Source organism: Rhizobium subbaraonis (assembly GCF_900220975.1).
GTDB lineage: Bacteria > Pseudomonadota > Alphaproteobacteria > Rhizobiales > Rhizobiaceae > Mycoplana > Mycoplana subbaraonis.
On sequence record NZ_OBQD01000009.1, the window covers coordinates 56,770 to 71,766 of the forward strand.

At 62.1% G+C, this 14,997-nt stretch carries 15 protein-coding genes; 9 read left to right on the top strand and 6 right to left on the bottom strand.

Annotation, left to right across the window (positions count from 1 at the left end):
* Nucleotides 1-24 precede the first annotated feature (24 nt).
* From CRO48_RS14920 to CRO48_RS31805, 5 genes are all read right to left on the bottom strand, one after another.
* The gene (locus CRO48_RS14920) at nt 25-1,428 is read right to left on the bottom strand and encodes a hypothetical protein (protein WP_097140643.1); all 1,404 of its coding nucleotides are present in this window, start codon (nt 1,426-1,428) and stop codon (nt 25-27) included.
* A gap of 215 nt (nt 1,429-1,643) precedes the next feature.
* Nucleotides 1,644-2,441: a 3'(2'),5'-bisphosphate nucleotidase CysQ gene (gene cysQ, locus CRO48_RS14925; protein WP_097140861.1), complete on the bottom strand. Its 798-nt coding sequence runs from the start codon at nt 2,439-2,441 to the stop codon at nt 1,644-1,646.
* 89 nt (nt 2,442-2,530) lie between these two features.
* Nucleotides 2,531-4,423, bottom strand: a complete 1,893-nt coding sequence (gene cysN / locus CRO48_RS14930; protein WP_097140645.1) for a sulfate adenylyltransferase subunit CysN — start codon at nt 4,421-4,423, stop codon at nt 2,531-2,533.
* Entirely contained in the window at nt 4,423-5,322 is a 900-nt protein-coding gene (cysD, locus tag CRO48_RS14935) for a sulfate adenylyltransferase subunit CysD (RefSeq protein WP_097140648.1), read from the bottom strand. The genes cysN and cysD overlap by 1 nt, the downstream gene beginning before the upstream one ends.
* Before the next feature lie 109 nt (nt 5,323-5,431).
* Complete coding sequence (locus tag CRO48_RS31805; protein WP_141402058.1) at nt 5,432-5,701, bottom strand: hypothetical protein; 270 nt, start codon at nt 5,699-5,701, stop codon at nt 5,432-5,434.
* Between the two features lie 65 nt (nt 5,702-5,766).
* On the opposite strand from CRO48_RS31805, the gene CRO48_RS14940 reads away from it, so the two are divergent.
* The 9 genes from CRO48_RS14940 to CRO48_RS14980 all read left to right on the top strand — a co-directional run bounded on the left by CRO48_RS14940 (nt 5,767) and on the right by CRO48_RS14980 (nt 14,184).
* Complete coding sequence (locus tag CRO48_RS14940; protein ID WP_097140650.1) at nt 5,767-6,669, top strand: branched-chain amino acid ABC transporter permease; 903 nt, start codon at nt 5,767-5,769, stop codon at nt 6,667-6,669.
* Between the two features lie 4 nt (nt 6,670-6,673).
* Nucleotides 6,674-8,065, top strand: coding sequence for a high-affinity branched-chain amino acid ABC transporter permease LivM (gene livM, locus CRO48_RS14945; RefSeq protein ID WP_097140652.1), 1,392 nt, complete (start codon nt 6,674-6,676; stop codon nt 8,063-8,065).
* Nucleotides 8,065-8,961, top strand: a complete 897-nt coding sequence (locus tag CRO48_RS14950) for an ABC transporter ATP-binding protein (protein WP_097140655.1) — start codon at nt 8,065-8,067, stop codon at nt 8,959-8,961. The genes livM and CRO48_RS14950 overlap by 1 nt, the downstream gene beginning before the upstream one ends.
* Nucleotides 8,961-9,686: an ABC transporter ATP-binding protein gene (locus tag CRO48_RS14955; protein ID WP_097140657.1), complete on the top strand. Its 726-nt coding sequence runs from the start codon at nt 8,961-8,963 to the stop codon at nt 9,684-9,686. The genes CRO48_RS14950 and CRO48_RS14955 overlap by 1 nt, the downstream gene beginning before the upstream one ends.
* A gap of 102 nt (nt 9,687-9,788) precedes the next feature.
* On the top strand, nt 9,789-10,133 hold the full coding sequence (locus CRO48_RS14960; RefSeq protein ID WP_097140658.1) for a DUF6867 family protein: 345 nt from the start codon (nt 9,789-9,791) through the stop codon (nt 10,131-10,133).
* A gap of 120 nt (nt 10,134-10,253) precedes the next feature.
* Nucleotides 10,254-11,372 (top strand): branched-chain amino acid ABC transporter substrate-binding protein, encoded by a 1,119-nt coding sequence (locus tag CRO48_RS14965; protein ID WP_097140660.1) that lies wholly within the window; start codon nt 10,254-10,256, stop codon nt 11,370-11,372.
* A 113-nt stretch (nt 11,373-11,485) separates the two neighbouring features.
* Nucleotides 11,486-12,457, top strand: a complete 972-nt coding sequence (locus CRO48_RS14970) for a 2-hydroxyacid dehydrogenase (protein ID WP_097140662.1) — start codon at nt 11,486-11,488, stop codon at nt 12,455-12,457.
* Nucleotides 12,458-12,782: 325 nt separating this feature from the next.
* Nucleotides 12,783-13,169 (top strand): hypothetical protein, encoded by a 387-nt coding sequence (locus CRO48_RS14975; RefSeq protein ID WP_407071930.1) that lies wholly within the window; start codon nt 12,783-12,785, stop codon nt 13,167-13,169.
* A gap of 214 nt (nt 13,170-13,383) precedes the next feature.
* Nucleotides 13,384-14,184, top strand: a complete 801-nt coding sequence (locus CRO48_RS14980) for a diguanylate cyclase domain-containing protein (protein WP_097140665.1) — start codon at nt 13,384-13,386, stop codon at nt 14,182-14,184.
* Between the two features lie 61 nt (nt 14,185-14,245).
* Here CRO48_RS14980 and CRO48_RS14985 read toward each other — a convergent pair whose 3' ends face one another.
* On the bottom strand, nt 14,246-14,920 hold the full coding sequence (locus tag CRO48_RS14985; protein WP_245423534.1) for a Crp/Fnr family transcriptional regulator: 675 nt from the start codon (nt 14,918-14,920) through the stop codon (nt 14,246-14,248).
* Nucleotides 14,921-14,997 lie beyond the last annotated feature (77 nt).

The window sequence follows — 14,997 nt, forward strand, 5'->3', positions numbered from 1 at the left end:
CACCTCGGCGGCGACGAACCGCCATCAAATCGCGTGGTCCTTGATCGACTTGTAGACGAAGAAGCCGACGAGCCAGGCTGCGAAGAATGCCAAGAAACCGAGCAGCGTATTCAGAAAACGCTTCGGATAGATGGCAATTTCGGGAACACGCGGTGCGACATAGGTTGCAAAGAAGCGCTCCTGCTTCTGGGCCTCTACCATCGCGGTCTCCAGGCCGGCGAGTGAAGTCGAATAGGCCTTCACGGCAAATTCCTGTTCGATCGAGAGCTGCGAGAAGCGATCGATGACCTCGGTCAGGTTGCCGTTCCCGGTGCCGGCATTGCGGCCTGTCTTCTGCACAGTTCCCGAACCGACGCGGGCCTTCTGTTCGGCAAGCTGTGCCTCGAGGGCGATGATGCGTCGTTCCATCACCTTGGCGGACGGGGCTTCTCTGCTGGCGGCAGTGGTCAGCGCCTTGTAGCGACTTCTGATCTGGGCCAGTTCTTTCTCGATGTCACCGATGATCGACGTTTCCATCGACGCCAGCGTGCTCGGATCGACCGCCTGTTCGGTCTGGCGCAACTGCGACAGCTGCTCGCGGACGCTGGCCAGTCGGTTCTCGGCGCGCTCGACTTGTTTGTTGACCACGTCGGTATACTGGTTGCGGGATTCTTCGGACAGCTTGTTTACGAGGTTTTCGGAAACGAGCAGGACCGCATCCGTAATCCTCTTGGCGTCCTCGGGCGTAAAGGCGTACACCTGCAGCGTCACGTTCCCGGTCGTCGAATTGAAGCTGACATTGATCATGTCGCGCCAGTAGGACACGAACTTGTCTAACGGAACGTCGGCTGCGGTCTTGTAGAAGAAGTCGATGCCGTCGTGCGCATACAGCGTACGGACATCGAGGCCCACCTGATCGCGCATGTCCTGCAGGACCTGCTGCGACTGGACGTAGTCGGTTACGATATAAGAGTCACCGGATTCGGCCGTGGTACCCATCAGGCTGCCCAGTCCGAGGGCTCCGAGAGAACTCTGGTTGGCGCCACGGACCGCGAACTGGGTCTCGACCTCGTACTGGGGGCTTGCCATGAATGCGAAATAGAAGCCGACGACAAGCGTCGGCACGATCACGGCGAGCAGGAACGAGACCGGCGTCCAGGCGATCTTGCTCGTCCTTTTGGGAAGGACAGGCATTTCGAAGATCGACGCGGTCGAAAATTTCTTGCCCGGTTCCTTCTTGGCGGGCAGGAGATCGTCGTCGTCATCGAACGGATCGCGTCCCGGCCTCGAATCGGCCGCAGCCGACGCCTCGCGGATCAGGCGACGCTTCTGGCGCTCGGCACGACGAACGATTCGCGCCTTGGCCATATCCAGAAGGTTGCTGGCCTGCGGCTGCTCTCGGCTTTCTGGTTCCAGCTCGGGTGCTGCGGGCGCAGTGTCTTTCTTCACGGCAATGCTCTCGTGGTTGACTAGGTAATATTTGCTAAATGCCTGATCAGTCGGCAGTTTATTCGATACGTCATCCAGTTACAAGATGACGGCCCATGTGCTGATCCTCAACCATGGGCGAAGTTTCTGTCCGTATGGAGGCAACGTTTCCAACATACCCCCTGTTCACGTGTCAATTCGTTAATATTGTGACGGTGCCGGCAAGGAAAAGTTGTTCAGGAAGCGTGACCCCGGCCGATGAAAGGCGAATTTGCAAAATCGACGTCGGTGGATTGGTCGGTCTTGCCATACCGGAACGGGCTTCCATCCGGGCAGGTGACGCGGCCGCCGGCCGCCCGCAGCACCGCGTCTCCGGCTGCCGTGTCCCACTCCATCGTGCGCCCGAAGCGCGGATAGACGTCGGCGAGCCCTTCCGCGAGTAGACAGAACTTCAGCGACGAACCGATCGTGGTGTGGTCGCAAATTCCCTCCTGGCGAAGGAATTCCTCCGTCTGGGGATCGCCATGCGAGCGGCTGATAACCGCCTTGAGGCCTGCATTTCCGGTTCGGCAGCCGATCGGCCGGCGGTTCAGCACGTTGAAATGCTCGTCCACGTCGAACTTCTGGGCCCGCCCGTCCGCGCCGCTATAAGCGATCCCGAGGGCAGGGGCATAGACGATGCCGGCGACCGGAACGCCGTTCTCGATCAGCGCGATATTGACGGTGAACTCGTCGCGTCTCGCGATGAATTCACGCGTCCCGTCAAGCGGGTCGACGAGGAAGAAGGAGCGCCCGCGAATGTCCGGCACGTTGCCGGCGGCCACCGCCTCCTCCGCCACGACCGGAATATCGGGAAAATGCTCTCTGAGTTGCGCAAGGATGATCGCTTCGGCGCGTTCGTCCGCCTCCGTTACCGGCGTCGCATCATTCTTGAGCACAACGGATGGCCCGGCGCGATAGACTTCGAGAATGGCGCGCCCGGCGTCCAGCGCCGCCTTTTCGAGTATCGACATGAGGTCGGTGGGCAGGGTCATCGATGTTTCCTGATTGTGCGTCATGCGAATGCGCCATGCCATGCCGGCCGGAACCTGCCGGCGCGGCACGGGACGGCAAGTTGCCGGAGTTATCTTTCAGCCAGGTACTGGGCGATTCGGAGCGCCAGTTCATCGGGGCTGTGATTGACGGTCCGAAGGTGGATTTCCGCGTTTTCAGGCTCTTCATACGGCGAGCTGATGCCGGTAAAGTTCTGAAGTTCGCCGGCCATCGCCTTCTTGTAGAGGCCTTTCGGATCGCGCTTGGTGCATTCCGACAAGGGCGTGTCGACGAAGATCTCGATGAAATCGCCCTCGTCGAAAAGGTCGCGCGCCATGAGCCGCTCGGAGCGGAACGGAGAGATGGCGGAGACGATGACGATCAGGCCGGCCTGGGTCATCAGCTTGGCCACTTCCGCCATGCGGCGGATGTTTTCGACGCGGTCTTCGGCCGTGAAGCCGAGGTCGCGGTTCAGGCCGTGGCGGACGTTGTCGCCATCCAGCACATAGGTGTGCTTGCCCTGGGCGTGCAGCAGCTTTTCCAGCGTGTTGGCGATGGTGGATTTGCCGGCACCGGAATAGCCGGTCAGCCACAGGACGGCAGGCTTCTGGTGCTTCAGCGCCGCGCGCGCTTCCTTGTTGATGTCGAGGGCCTGCCACTGGATGTTCGTCGCACGCCGGAGCGGGTGGTCGATCATGCCTGCGCCGACCGTGGCATTGGTGAAGCGGTCGATCAGCACGAAGTTTCCGGTGGTCCGGTTGTCCTTGTAGCTGTCGAAGGCGATCGGCGATTGCGTTGCGATATTGCAGACGCCGATCTCGTTCATATGCAGGGACTTGCTGGCCTCGTGCGAGAAGTTGTTGATGTCGACCTGGTACTTCAGGGCGGTGATCGTCGCCGGGACGCTGTCGACTTCCGTGCGCAGAACGTAGCTGCGGCCGGGCATCATCGGCTCGGAGGAGAACCAGACGAGGTGGGCCATGAACTGGTCTGCCAGTTGCGGGCGATCTTCGGCGGCGGCAAGCAGGTCGCCCCGCGAAACGTCGACCTCGTCGTCAAGGACGAGGGTCACGGCCTGCCCCTGGGCTGCGCTTGTGAGATTGCCGTCCGCCGTCACGATGCTTCGCACCGTCGAGGTGTGGCCGGACTTGGTGACAGCGATCCGGTCGCCGACGGAAACGCGCCCGGCGGCGATCTGGCCGGCAAAGCCGCGGAAATCCAGATGTGGACGGATGACGAGCTGAACCGGAAGGCGGAACGGCCGGTTCAGGTCCGCATCGGCGATCGGAACGGTTTCCAGATGGCCGAGCAGGCTGGGTCCCTGATACCAGGGCATGTTCTGCGAGGCCGTCGTCACGTTGTCGCCGTAGCGGGCGGAAATCGGGATGGCCGTGATCGTCTGGAAGCCGAAGTCCAGCGTGAAGAAGCGGAAGTCGTTTGCGATCGTCTCGAAGACGGTCTCGTCGTAGTTGACGAGATCGATCTTGTTCACGGCCAGCACGATATGGCGGATGCCGAGAAGCGAAGCGATGTAGGCGTGGCGGCGTGTCTGCTGGAGAATGCCCTGGCGGCTGTCGACGAGCAGGATAGCCAGGTCGGCTGTCGATGCGCCGGTCGCCATGTTGCGGGTATATTCCTCGTGGCCGGGCGTGTCGGCGACGATGAAGCGGCGCTCCGAGGTCGCGAAGTAGCGATAGGCAACGTCGATGGTGATGCCCTGCTCGCGCTCGGCCTCGAGGCCGTCGAGCAGGAGCGAGAAGTCGATGGCGTCGCCGGCGTTTCCATGCCGCACGCTGTCGCGCTCGAGCGCTTCGAGCTGGTCGTCGAAGATCAGCTTGGTATCGTAAAGCAACCGGCCGATCAGCGTCGATTTCCCGTCGTCCACCGAGCCGCAGGTGATGAAGCGCAGGAGCGGCTTCTGCTCCTGCTCGGCGAGATATTCCTTGAGCGCGTCGCTCGTTGCGGCAAATGCAAGCGCGTTCATCAGAAATATCCCTCGCGTTTCTTCTTTTCCATCGACCCGGCCTCGTCCTTGTCGATCAGCCGACCCTGACGCTCGGAGGTGCGTGCGGTCAGCATCTCGCGGACGATGTCGGGAACGGTTGCGGCGTCCGACTCGATCGCGCCGGTCAGAGGGTAGCATCCGAGCGTGCGGAACCGCACCAGCCGCTCCTCCACCGATTCACCGTCTGCGAGCGGCATACGCTCATCATCGCGCATGATGAGCATCCCGTCGCGCTGGATTACCGGGCGGGTCGCTGCGAAGTACAGCGGCACGATCGGTATCTCTTCTTTCAGGATGTACTGCCAGATGTCCAGTTCGGTCCAGTTGGACAGCGGAAAGACGCGCATCGATTCGCCCGGTGCGACGCGGGTGTTGTAGGTCTTCCACATCTCTGGGCGCTGGTTCTTCGGATCCCAGGAGTGCTGGGCATTGCGGAAGGAGAAGATGCGCTCCTTGGCGCGGGATTTCTCCTCGTCGCGGCGGGCGCCTCCGAATGCGGCATCGAAGCCGTACTTGTCCAGTGCCTGGCGGAGTGCCACGGTCTTCATCATATGGGTGTGGAAGCTGGAGCCGTGGCTGATGGGGCCGATGTTCTTTTCCACACCGTCGGGATTGATGTGGACGATCAGGTCCAGTTCGAGCTCTTTCGCCGTCCGGTCGCGAAAGTCGATCATTTCGCGAAATTTCCAGGTCGTGTCCACGTGGAGGAGCGGGAAGGGCAGCTTGGCCGGGAAAAACGCCTTGCGGGCGAGGTGCAGCAGGACGGACGAGTCCTTGCCGATCGAGTAGAGCATGACGGGCTTCGAGGCGGTGGCGGCGACTTCCCGAAAGATATGGATTGCCTCGGCTTCGAGACGTTGTAGATGTGCAAGCGACATTATCTGGTTCCGTTTCCTCCCGCGCAGCGCTCCCAGCTCTGGCCTTAAGGCGCGCGGATTCGGCAATGGGGCGATCGACAGATCGGCTTCTTCCTATTTCATGCTTCGTTTACTCGGCTTTGCACGATGGCTGCAATGGGCCTCCGTCAAGTTTGTTGGTGCGGTTACGGCATTTGGCTGCAGCTGTTGCAGTGGCGCCGTTCCCGGCGAAACGGTGAAATCCACCGTCTCGACAGGCGTATTTGCGAGCAAAGCGCAGTTTTTTTGTCGTTCCTGCTGAATTAATCGTCAAATCCACCAAAATACCGAAGAAGTTGATGGCTTCGGCATTTTGCGCTTCCCTTTTGACCGGAAAGCAGTATGGAATCCCTCTGTTCAAGGGCTCTTCCAAAAGCTCAAATAACAAGAGATGCGGCCATATGGATCGCATCCAGGGGATAGACAATGGAATACTTTGTCCAGCAGCTCATAAACGGGCTGACTCTAGGCTCGATCTATGGGCTGATCGCCATCGGTTATACGATGGTTTATGGCATCATCGGCATGATCAACTTCGCTCACGGCGATATTTTCATGCTCGGCGGCTTCGCTGCCCTCATCATCTTTCTGATCCTTACAAGTGTCTTCGTCGGGCTTCCGGTCGTCATCCTGCTGCTGGTGATGATGGCCGCCGCCATGCTGACGGCGTCCCTGTGGAACTGGACGATCGAGAAGGTCGCCTACCGCCCCTTGCGCGGTTCGTTCCGTCTCGCGCCGCTGATTACCGCGATCGGCATGTCGATCACGCTGTCGAACTTCATCCAGGTGACCCAGGGCCCGCGCAACAAGCCGATCCCCCCGCTTGTTTCGTCTGTCTATGAGGTCTTCGGCCTGTCGATCTCGCTGAAGCAGATCCTGATCATGATCCTGACCGTGTCGCTTCTGGCCGTGTTCTGGTACATCGTGAACAAGACCTCGCTTGGCCGCGCCCAGCGCGCCACCGAACAGGACCGCAAGATGGCGGCTCTGCTCGGCATCGACGTCGACCGCACCATCTCCATCACATTCATCATGGGCGCAGCCCTCGCGGCCGTCGCCGGTACCATGTATCTGATGTACTATGGCGTGATCGTGTTCACCGATGGCTTCGTCCCGGGCGTCAAGGCCTTTACGGCCGCGGTTCTCGGCGGCATCGGATCGCTGCCTGGTGCCGTTCTCGGCGGATTGCTGATCGGCCTCATCGAATCCCTGTGGTCGGCCTATTTCACGATCGACTACAAGGACGTCGCCACGTTCTCGATCCTGGCAATCGTCCTGATCTTCAAGCCGTCCGGCATCCTTGGACGACCGGAAGTCGAGAAGGTATAATTCAATGGCAACGACAACCTACTCCAAAGAGAGCGCCGGCGGGTCCCTGACGGCGCGGGCTCTGCGCGAGGGCTTTTTTGCCGGTCTCGTCGCCTTCGGCCTGTTCATCCTCTTCGTCGGCCTCGAGACGACGCAGAACATCCGCAACGAGTTGGTGCTGAACCAGCGCTGGGGTCTTCTCGCCATCTTCGTGGCGGTCGCCGCCGCCGGCCGGTTCCTCGGCGTGCTCTATGTCCAGCCTTGGCTCGCAGCGCGCAAGACCGCGAAGGCCGCGGTCGCGGATAAGGATGTCCCGGAGACATTCCTTGCACGCAATTTCAGCAAGCTCGCAATCCTTGCGCTGGTGCTGATGCCGCCGGTCGCGGTGGCGCTCTTCGGCGTCCAGGGCTCGCTGAAATGGGTCGACAACTTCGGTATCCAGATCCTTATCTACGTGATGCTGGCCTGGGGTCTGAACATCGTCGTCGGCCTCGCAGGCCTGCTCGATCTTGGCTATGTCGCCTTCTACGCGGTCGGCGCCTATTCCTATGCACTGCTCTCCCAGCATTTCGGCTTCTCGTTCTGGATCCTGTTGCCGCTGGCCGGCATCCTTGCCGCCTTCTGGGGCATGATCCTGGGCTTCCCCGTGCTTCGGCTGAAGGGGGACTATCTGGCGATCGTGACGCTCGCCTTCGGTGAGATCATCCGCCTCGTCCTCATCAACTGGACGGAAGTCACAAAGGGTACTTTCGGCATTTCCGGCATTCCCAAGGCCAGCGTCTTCGGCATCTGGTCGTTCGACGTGGGTGCGGCGAACAACTTCGCCAAGGTGTTCGAACTGCCGATGTCGTCGGCCTACTACAAGATCTTCCTGTTCTACGTGATCCTGGCTCTGGCGCTGCTGACGGCCTATGTCACTATCCGGCTGCGCCGCATGCCGATCGGCCGTGCATGGGAAGCGCTGCGCGAGGACGAGATCGCCTGCCGTTCGCTCGGCATCAACACGGTCACGACCAAGCTCACGGCCTTTGCGACGGGGGCGATGTTCGGCGGCTTCGCCGGTTCGTTCTTCGCCGTCCGCCAGGGCTTCGTCTCGCCGGAATCCTTCGTGTTCCTGGAGTCCGCGATCATCCTGGCGATCGTCGTCCTCGGCGGCATGGGGTCGCTCGTCGGCATCGCCGTGGCCGCAACGGTCATGGTCGGCGGAACCGAGCTTCTCCGCGAGATGACCTTCCTCAAGGCGATCTTCGGCCCGGACTTCACGCCGGAACTCTACCGCATGCTGATTTTCGGCCTCGCAATGGTCGTGGTGATGGTTTGGAAGCCGCGCGGGTTCGTCGGCAGCCGGGAACCGACCGCCTTCCTGCATGAGCGCAAGGCCGTATCGGGTAGCTTCACCAAGGAGGGCCACGGCTGATGTCCGCCCTCGAGACGAATACGATGACCAACGAACCAATCCTGAAAGTCGAGCATCTGTCGATGCGCTTCGGCGGGCTGATGGCGATCAACGACCTGTCCTTCGAGGCCCGGCGTGGCGACATCACCGCGCTCATCGGCCCGAACGGCGCAGGCAAGACGACCGTCTTCAACTGCGTAACCGGCTTCTACAAGCCGACCATGGGCATGATCTCGATGACGCAGCGCTCGGGCAAGAAGTTCCTGCTCGAACGCATGCCCGACTTCGAGATCACGCGCGACGCCAAGGTCGCGCGTACGTTCCAGAACATCCGCATGTTCTCGGGCCTGACGGTGCTGGAGAACCTGCTGGTCGCACAGCACAACATGCTGATGCGCGCATCCGGCTTCACCATCCTCGGCCTGCTCGGCTTTTCCGGCTACCGGCGCGCCACGGAGCAGTCGATCGAGATCGCAAAGTACTGGCTGGAGAAGGCGGATCTTTTGAGCCGCGCCGACGATCCTGCCGGCGATCTTCCCTATGGCGCGCAGCGCCGGCTGGAGATCGCGCGCGCCATGTGCACAGGGCCGGAATTCCTTTGCCTGGACGAACCGGCCGCCGGTCTGAACCCGCGTGAATCGCTGGCTCTGAACGAACTTCTGCGATCGATCCGCCAGGACACCGGCACGTCGATCCTGCTCATCGAGCACGACATGTCCGTGGTCATGGAAATCTCCGACCACGTCATCGTTCTGGAATACGGACAGAAGATTTCCGACGGCACGCCGGAGGAAGTGAAGAACGATCCGAGGGTCATCGCGGCCTATCTGGGCGTCGAGGACGAAGAGGTCGAAGAGGTGATCGAAGAGATCGAGGAGATCCAGGAGACCGAAGGCGGGCAGGGGGGGAAGCACTGATGAGCGAGACCCTTCTCAAGGTCCATGCCGTGGAGACCTACTACGGCAACATCCGTGCGCTGGCAGGCGTCGACGTGGAAGTGAACCGCGGCGAGATCGTCAGCCTGATCGGCGCGAACGGCGCGGGCAAGTCGACCCTGATGATGACGATCTGCGGCAGCCCGCAGGCGCGCACCGGTACTGTCACCTTCGACGGGCAGGACATCACCCGGCTGCCGACGCACGAGATCGCCCGGCTGCGTATCGCGCAGTCTCCGGAGGGCCGCCGCATCTTTCCGCGCATGACGGTCTATGAAAACCTCCAGATGGGGGCCAGCCTCGACAAGCTGAAGTACTTCGACGAGGACGTGGAGAAGATCTTCACGCTGTTCCCGCGTTTGAAGGAGCGTCAGGCGCAGCGCGGCGGCACGCTTTCGGGCGGCGAGCAGCAGATGCTGTCGATCGGCCGCGCGCTGATGGCCCGGCCGAAGCTTCTGCTGCTGGACGAGCCTTCGCTCGGCCTGGCGCCGCTGATCGTCAAGCAGATCTTCGACGCCATCAAGGTCTTGAACAAGGAGCAGGGGCTGACCGTATTCCTCGTCGAGCAAAACGCTTTTGCGGCGCTCAAGCTGTCGGACCGCGGCTACGTCATGGTCAACGGCCGGGTCACGATGAGCGGTTCGGGCAAGGAGCTATTGGCCAATCCGGAAGTGCGCGCCGCCTATCTCGAAGGCGGGCGGCATTGAGGACGGGGCGCACGGTCCCTCGGGACCATGGGCAGAACCGATGCGTTACAGCGACCTTTGCGCGTCTCCAAAGACGCGCGGCGCTGTAGAGGAGTATGTGAGATGCAGGGAATTCTCTACGAGGAGCCGTCTTTCCTCCAGTTTCTTTTCGTCACCGTCATCATGGGCGGATGGACCGCTTGGCGGACGGGAAGGAGCGTTGCGGAAAACTGGCAGAACTACAGGACGCTCGTCCTCTACGTGTTGTTGCTGGGGGCGGCCATCCGCTTCATCCACCACGCGCTGTTCAACGGTAGCATGCTGACTTTGCAGTACTATTTCGTGGACACCGCGGTGCTTTTGTTGTTTGCTACGGCCGGTTATCGCTTCTACCGCACCAGACAGATGACCAATAACTACTACTGGCTCTACGAGAAGGTTTCGCCCTTCTCCTGGAAAGCCAAATAAGAGGGAACCCCACGCCCGGCGTGCTGGCGCCGTGCTGGAAAGAAGACACCGGCGCAATGACGGTGGGTATTGCGATCGGTTAAAAAAGCCTACCTGCCTTAAAATCTTGGGAGTTACGAAATGAAGAAGTCTCTCTTGTCGGCTGTTGCTTTGGCTGCAATGGTCGCGTTCAGCGGCAATGCATGGGCCGATATCCTGATCGGCGTCGGCGGTCCGCTGACTGGCCCTAACGCCGCATTCGGCGCGCAGTTGCAGAAGGGTGCCGAACAGGCCGCTGCCGACATCAACGCAGCCGGCGGTATCAACGGCGAGCAGATCAAGATCGTGCTCGGCGACGACGTTTCCGACCCGAAGCAGGGCGTTTCGGTCGCCAACAAGTTCGTCGCTGACGGTGTGAAGTTTGTCGTCGGTCACTTCAACTCCGGCGTTTCGATCCCGACCTCGGAAATCTATGCCGAAAACGGCATCCTGCAGATCTCCCCGGCCTCGACGAACCCGACCTACACCGAGCGCGGCCTGTGGAACACCTTCCGTACCTGCGGTCGTGACGACCAGCAGGGCGCGGTAGCTGGCGCCTTCATCGCCGCGAACTTCAAGGACGCCAAGGTTGCCGTCATCCACGACAAGACCCCGTATGGTCAGGGCCTTGCCGACGAAACCAAGAAGGGCATGAACGAAGCCGGCGTCACCGAAGCCATCTATGAAGGCATCAACGCGGGCGACAAGGATTTCTCGGCCCTCATCGCGAAGATGAAGGAAGCCGGCGTCTCGATCGTCTACTACGGCGGCCTGCACACCGAAGCCGGCCTGATCATGCGCCAGATGAAGGACCAGGGCCTGAACGCAACGGTGATGTCGGGCGATGGCATCGTTTCGAACGAGCTGGCCTCGATCGCTGGTGACGCCGTCGACGGTACGCTGATGACGTTCGCTCCGGACCCGCGCAAGAACCCGGCCGCCGTCGAGCTGGTCGAGAAGTTCCGTGCATCGGGCTTCGAGCCGGAAGCCTACACGCTCTATGCCTATGCCGCCGTTCAGGTCATCGCTGACGGTGCCAAGGCTGCCGGCGGCACTGACCCGCAGGCTGTGGCGGAAGCCATCAAGGCCAAGGGTCCGTTCAAGACCGCCATCGGCGAACTCGGCTTCGACGAAAAGGGCGACATCACCCGTCCGGACTACGTCATGTACACCTGGAAGAAGGGTGACGACGGCAAGTTCAGCTACTTCCAGAACGAGTAGTCGTTCCGGCGGAAAGGGCGGCCTGAAGACCGCCCGAACCGGTTCAACACTGAGCCCGGCGCTTGCGTCCGGGCTCTTTTCATGTCTGGTGTTCGTCAGAATTGGAGGAACGAATGACAAAGCCACGTATCTTGCTGACGAGAAGATGGCCTGCCGCCGTGGAGGCGGCCCTCGCCGAACGGTTCGACACGACGTTGAACGCTGATGACCGGCCGATGGATCAGGCCGCGCTGGCCGCCGCGCTGGCGACGTACGATGCCGTGCTCCCGACGGTATCGGACAGGTTGCCGGCGGCATTGTTCGATCAAGGCACGCTGCAGGCGGGAATCATCGGCAACTACGGGGTGGGCTACAATCACATCGATGTCGCCGCCGCCGCGGGCAAGGGCATCGTGGTGACGAATACGCCGGGCGTGCTGACCGATTGCACCGCGGATATCGCCATGACGCTGCTTCTCTCGGTCGCCCGCCGCGCAGGCGAGGGCGAGCGGGAGGTGCGGGCCGGCACGTGGTCCGGCTGGCGTCCGACGCACATGATCGGCACGAAGGTGACCGGCAAGACGCTCGGCATCATCGGTTTCGGGCGGATCGGCAAGGCAATGGCGAAGCGCTGCCACTTCGGGTTCGACATGGAGGTGGTGTTCCACAACCGCTCCCGCGTCGATCCTGCCGAGGCGGCGCGCTATGGGGCCCGCCAGCTGGACAGCGTCGAGGAGGTTCTCTCGGCGTCTGACTTCGTGTCGCTGCACTGCCCCGGCGGCGGGGAGAACAGCAACCTCATCAATGCCGCGCGGCTGCAGGCCATGAAGCCGTCCGCCTTCCTCATCAACACCGCGCGCGGCGACGTGGTCGATGAGACCGCGCTTGCCGCAGCCCTTTCGGAACGTCGCATCGCCGGTGCCGGCCTGGATGTCTATGCGGCGGAGCCGCATGTGCCCGAGGTGCTCCGGGGCATGGACAATGTCGTGCTGCTGCCACATCTCGGCAGCGCGACGGCCGAGACGCGCATCGCCATGGGCATGAAGGTCGTCGACAACGTGACCGCCTTCTTTGACGGTCGGGAGCCGCCGGACCGGGTCGCCTGACCGGGTCGCCTGGCCCCGGCAACCGGGCAGGCGCGGCGTTCGCACATTGGCACAAATGCCGCAGTTCCGCTCAGAAGCGTCTCCGCTGGCTGCTGCTGCGCGGGCTATCGCTTGCGCGCCGGCGGGAATCGGGACACCATCCGGGTCCAAGGCAGGCTGGCGCGTCGGCGGGTTCAGGGGGCAGGACGCACTGGGATATGAACCGGATCCGGGTATCTTGCCCGGCGCCGCTCCGCGTTCGGGGCTCATTTGTTCGCGTGCCGTATAGGGAAGAGCGCTCCAGGGCGGGAAAGGCGACGGCCATGATCCCGAAATGGAGATTTTTATGCCTCATCCAGCTGCAAGTGAAGCAAAACCGCGATCCGTTTCTGCCTCTGCCGCATCCCTGCGGCATGGCCTGCATGCGTTCCTCCTGGTTCTCAGCGCTTCCTGTGTGATCCAGACGATCGCCATTCCGGCCCGCGCGCATGACGCGCCGAGTGGCTGGAGCTACCCCTATTCCTGCTGCTCGATGCAGGACTGCCGGCCCGTTGCGACCAAGGCGATCAGCGAGCGCCCGGAAGGCTTCGTCATCAACGTGACCGGCGAGGTCGTGCCTTACAGGGACGCGCGCGTGCGTCCTTCTCCGGACGGCGAATTTCACTGGTGTTCGGTTGCCGGCGGGGAGCATGGGCGGACCATCTGCCTGTTCGTGCCTCCACGGGCCTACTGACGGCATTCGACCATCTGCCAGGATATGTCCACCCGGCCTGCGAAAGCGGGATGGGTGTTGCGTGGCGGCTCGGCGCGTCTCGAAATCCGACAGCAGGCGCTTCATGGTACTGTCTTGGCACAATTCCGGCGGATCGATCGATTTTTAACATTGCGATTAGGGTGGCGTGAATTCCACCCAATTATGTTCTCTGCATGAAAGTGCGGAGACTGTAATGTTTCGGGACGTATCGCTGTCGGAGGAGGGATTGCGCACGCACCGGCACGCGTTGGGCAGGGCGGATCTTGCAACGATCCTGCCCTACGGCTTCCTCGTCGCTGCGGCGATCGCGATCGGCGTCCATCTCGTGCTCAGTGTGCTGCATGCGCCGTTCCGGCTGCTGCCGATGCTGGAGCCGAGCCCGGCAGCACTTGGCATGACGCCGTCGATCGTGATCGCGGCCAGCGTCGCCGGGCTGCTGGTAGCCATGGCAGGGCTCGGCCTGGGTGCATTGAAGCATGCATGCACCCGGATCCGGCGGGCGAGTCTCGATGATCCCATGTCGGACTTCGTCCAACCGGAGACGGTCGTGGCCACGATCGAGGCCGCTGCAAGCCCCGGTTTCGTCGTGTTGTTCCAGGTTGCGCATTTCCCGTTTCTTTCCGTCCGCCACGGGGCGGATGCTGCGAACGCCATCCTCAGGATGGCGACAGAGGAGCTCTCGCGCATGTTCCATGCGCCGCATCACGTCGGACGCCTGGCGGCCGGCGAATTCGTCGTCACGGTCGATGGACCGAACGCCGACGATTGCATCCTTCTGGTCGAGGAAGTCCGTCGCTCCGTATCGAGCCGGTCGATTCGCGCCGATACCGCGGAACTGCAGGTGACGATGCTTGCCGGAATGGCGCGGATCTCGCCCAACGTCGAGGCCACAGACAGCCTGGAAAGTGCGCGCCGGGCGATAGAGCACGCACGCAACGCCGCCAGCGACAGCGTCATCTACGCCTTCGACAAGCACGCAAAGCCAGTCTACTGACGCAAAGCGAGCCACGTTCGCTCAGGTTCCTTCCTGATGCTTCAGGCCCTGTTTCGCCGCCTCAGATCGACTGCAGGACCTCGGGATCGTTAACCTGAACCAGTCGCCCGCGCACGCTGACGCCATGGCGCCGCAAATAGGAGAAGGCGCGCGAAAGGGCCTCCGGCGCAAGCCCGAGTTGCCCGGCCAGCAGGTTCTTCTGGTAGGGGAGGCGGAAGCTGACATTGCGGGCGCCCTGCGGGCACTGCTTCTTCAGATAGTGCGCCACACGCTGCGGGGCGGTGTGCAGGCGGTCATCTGCCAGCATGGCGAGGCTGCTGGCGAACTGTCCGGAGAGAGAGGATGCCAAGGCGAGGGCAAGGTCCGGCTTCCTTGCGGCCAGCTCGCGAACGCGCTGCAGGTTGAACTGCGCGACCTTGACGCTTTCTGTCGCCTGCGCGTTGGCGCAGTAGGTCTGGCGATCGAGGCAGACGCTGCTGCCGATCACATCGCCGGGCTCGTGGATCAGGAGGTCCACTTCCCGTCCCTGCGGGGAAAGATGGAAGGTGCGGACGTAGCCGCTCAGCACGCAGAAGAGCGTGTCTGCCGGATCTCCCTCGCGGAACAGCATCTGCCGCGGCCCTGCCGAGCGAACGATGGCAAGTTCGAGCATCGCCGCTACCGTGTCCAGATCCAGAGCCGCCAGCAGCGGCAAGCACCCCAGCGTCTCGCGCTCCCAAGCGCTCGGTCTCGTCATCCTGTTCATTGCGTCACGCCCACCCTTCCCATTGTTCTTGTGGGACCGCGCCTCCTGAGCGGAGCTTCGGCAGTCCG

Bases quoted from the DNA above. Each gene is read 5' to 3' on its own strand.
- cysQ (WP_097140861.1), bottom strand. From the start codon at position 2,441: ATGACCCTGCCCACCGACCTCATGTCGATACTCGAAAAGGCGGCGCTG.
- cysN (WP_097140645.1), bottom strand. From the start codon at position 4,423: ATGAACGCGCTTGCATTTGCCGCAACGAGCGACGCGCTCAAGGAATAT.
- cysD (WP_097140648.1), bottom strand. From the start codon at position 5,322: ATGTCGCTTGCACATCTACAACGTCTCGAAGCCGAGGCAATCCATATC.
- CRO48_RS14940 (WP_097140650.1), top strand. From the start codon at position 5,767: ATGGAATACTTTGTCCAGCAGCTCATAAACGGGCTGACTCTAGGCTCG.
- livM (WP_097140652.1), top strand. From the start codon at position 6,674: ATGGCAACGACAACCTACTCCAAAGAGAGCGCCGGCGGGTCCCTGACG.
- CRO48_RS14950 (WP_097140655.1), top strand. From the start codon at position 8,065: ATGTCCGCCCTCGAGACGAATACGATGACCAACGAACCAATCCTGAAA.
- CRO48_RS14955 (WP_097140657.1), top strand. From the start codon at position 8,961: ATGAGCGAGACCCTTCTCAAGGTCCATGCCGTGGAGACCTACTACGGC.
- CRO48_RS14960 (WP_097140658.1), top strand. From the start codon at position 9,789: ATGCAGGGAATTCTCTACGAGGAGCCGTCTTTCCTCCAGTTTCTTTTC.
- CRO48_RS14965 (WP_097140660.1), top strand. From the start codon at position 10,254: ATGAAGAAGTCTCTCTTGTCGGCTGTTGCTTTGGCTGCAATGGTCGCG.
- CRO48_RS14970 (WP_097140662.1), top strand. From the start codon at position 11,486: ATGACAAAGCCACGTATCTTGCTGACGAGAAGATGGCCTGCCGCCGTG.
- CRO48_RS14975 (WP_407071930.1), top strand. From the start codon at position 12,783: ATGCCTCATCCAGCTGCAAGTGAAGCAAAACCGCGATCCGTTTCTGCC.
- CRO48_RS14980 (WP_097140665.1), top strand. From the start codon at position 13,384: ATGTTTCGGGACGTATCGCTGTCGGAGGAGGGATTGCGCACGCACCGG.
- CRO48_RS14985 (WP_245423534.1), bottom strand. From the start codon at position 14,920: ATGACGAGACCGAGCGCTTGGGAGCGCGAGACGCTGGGGTGCTTGCCG.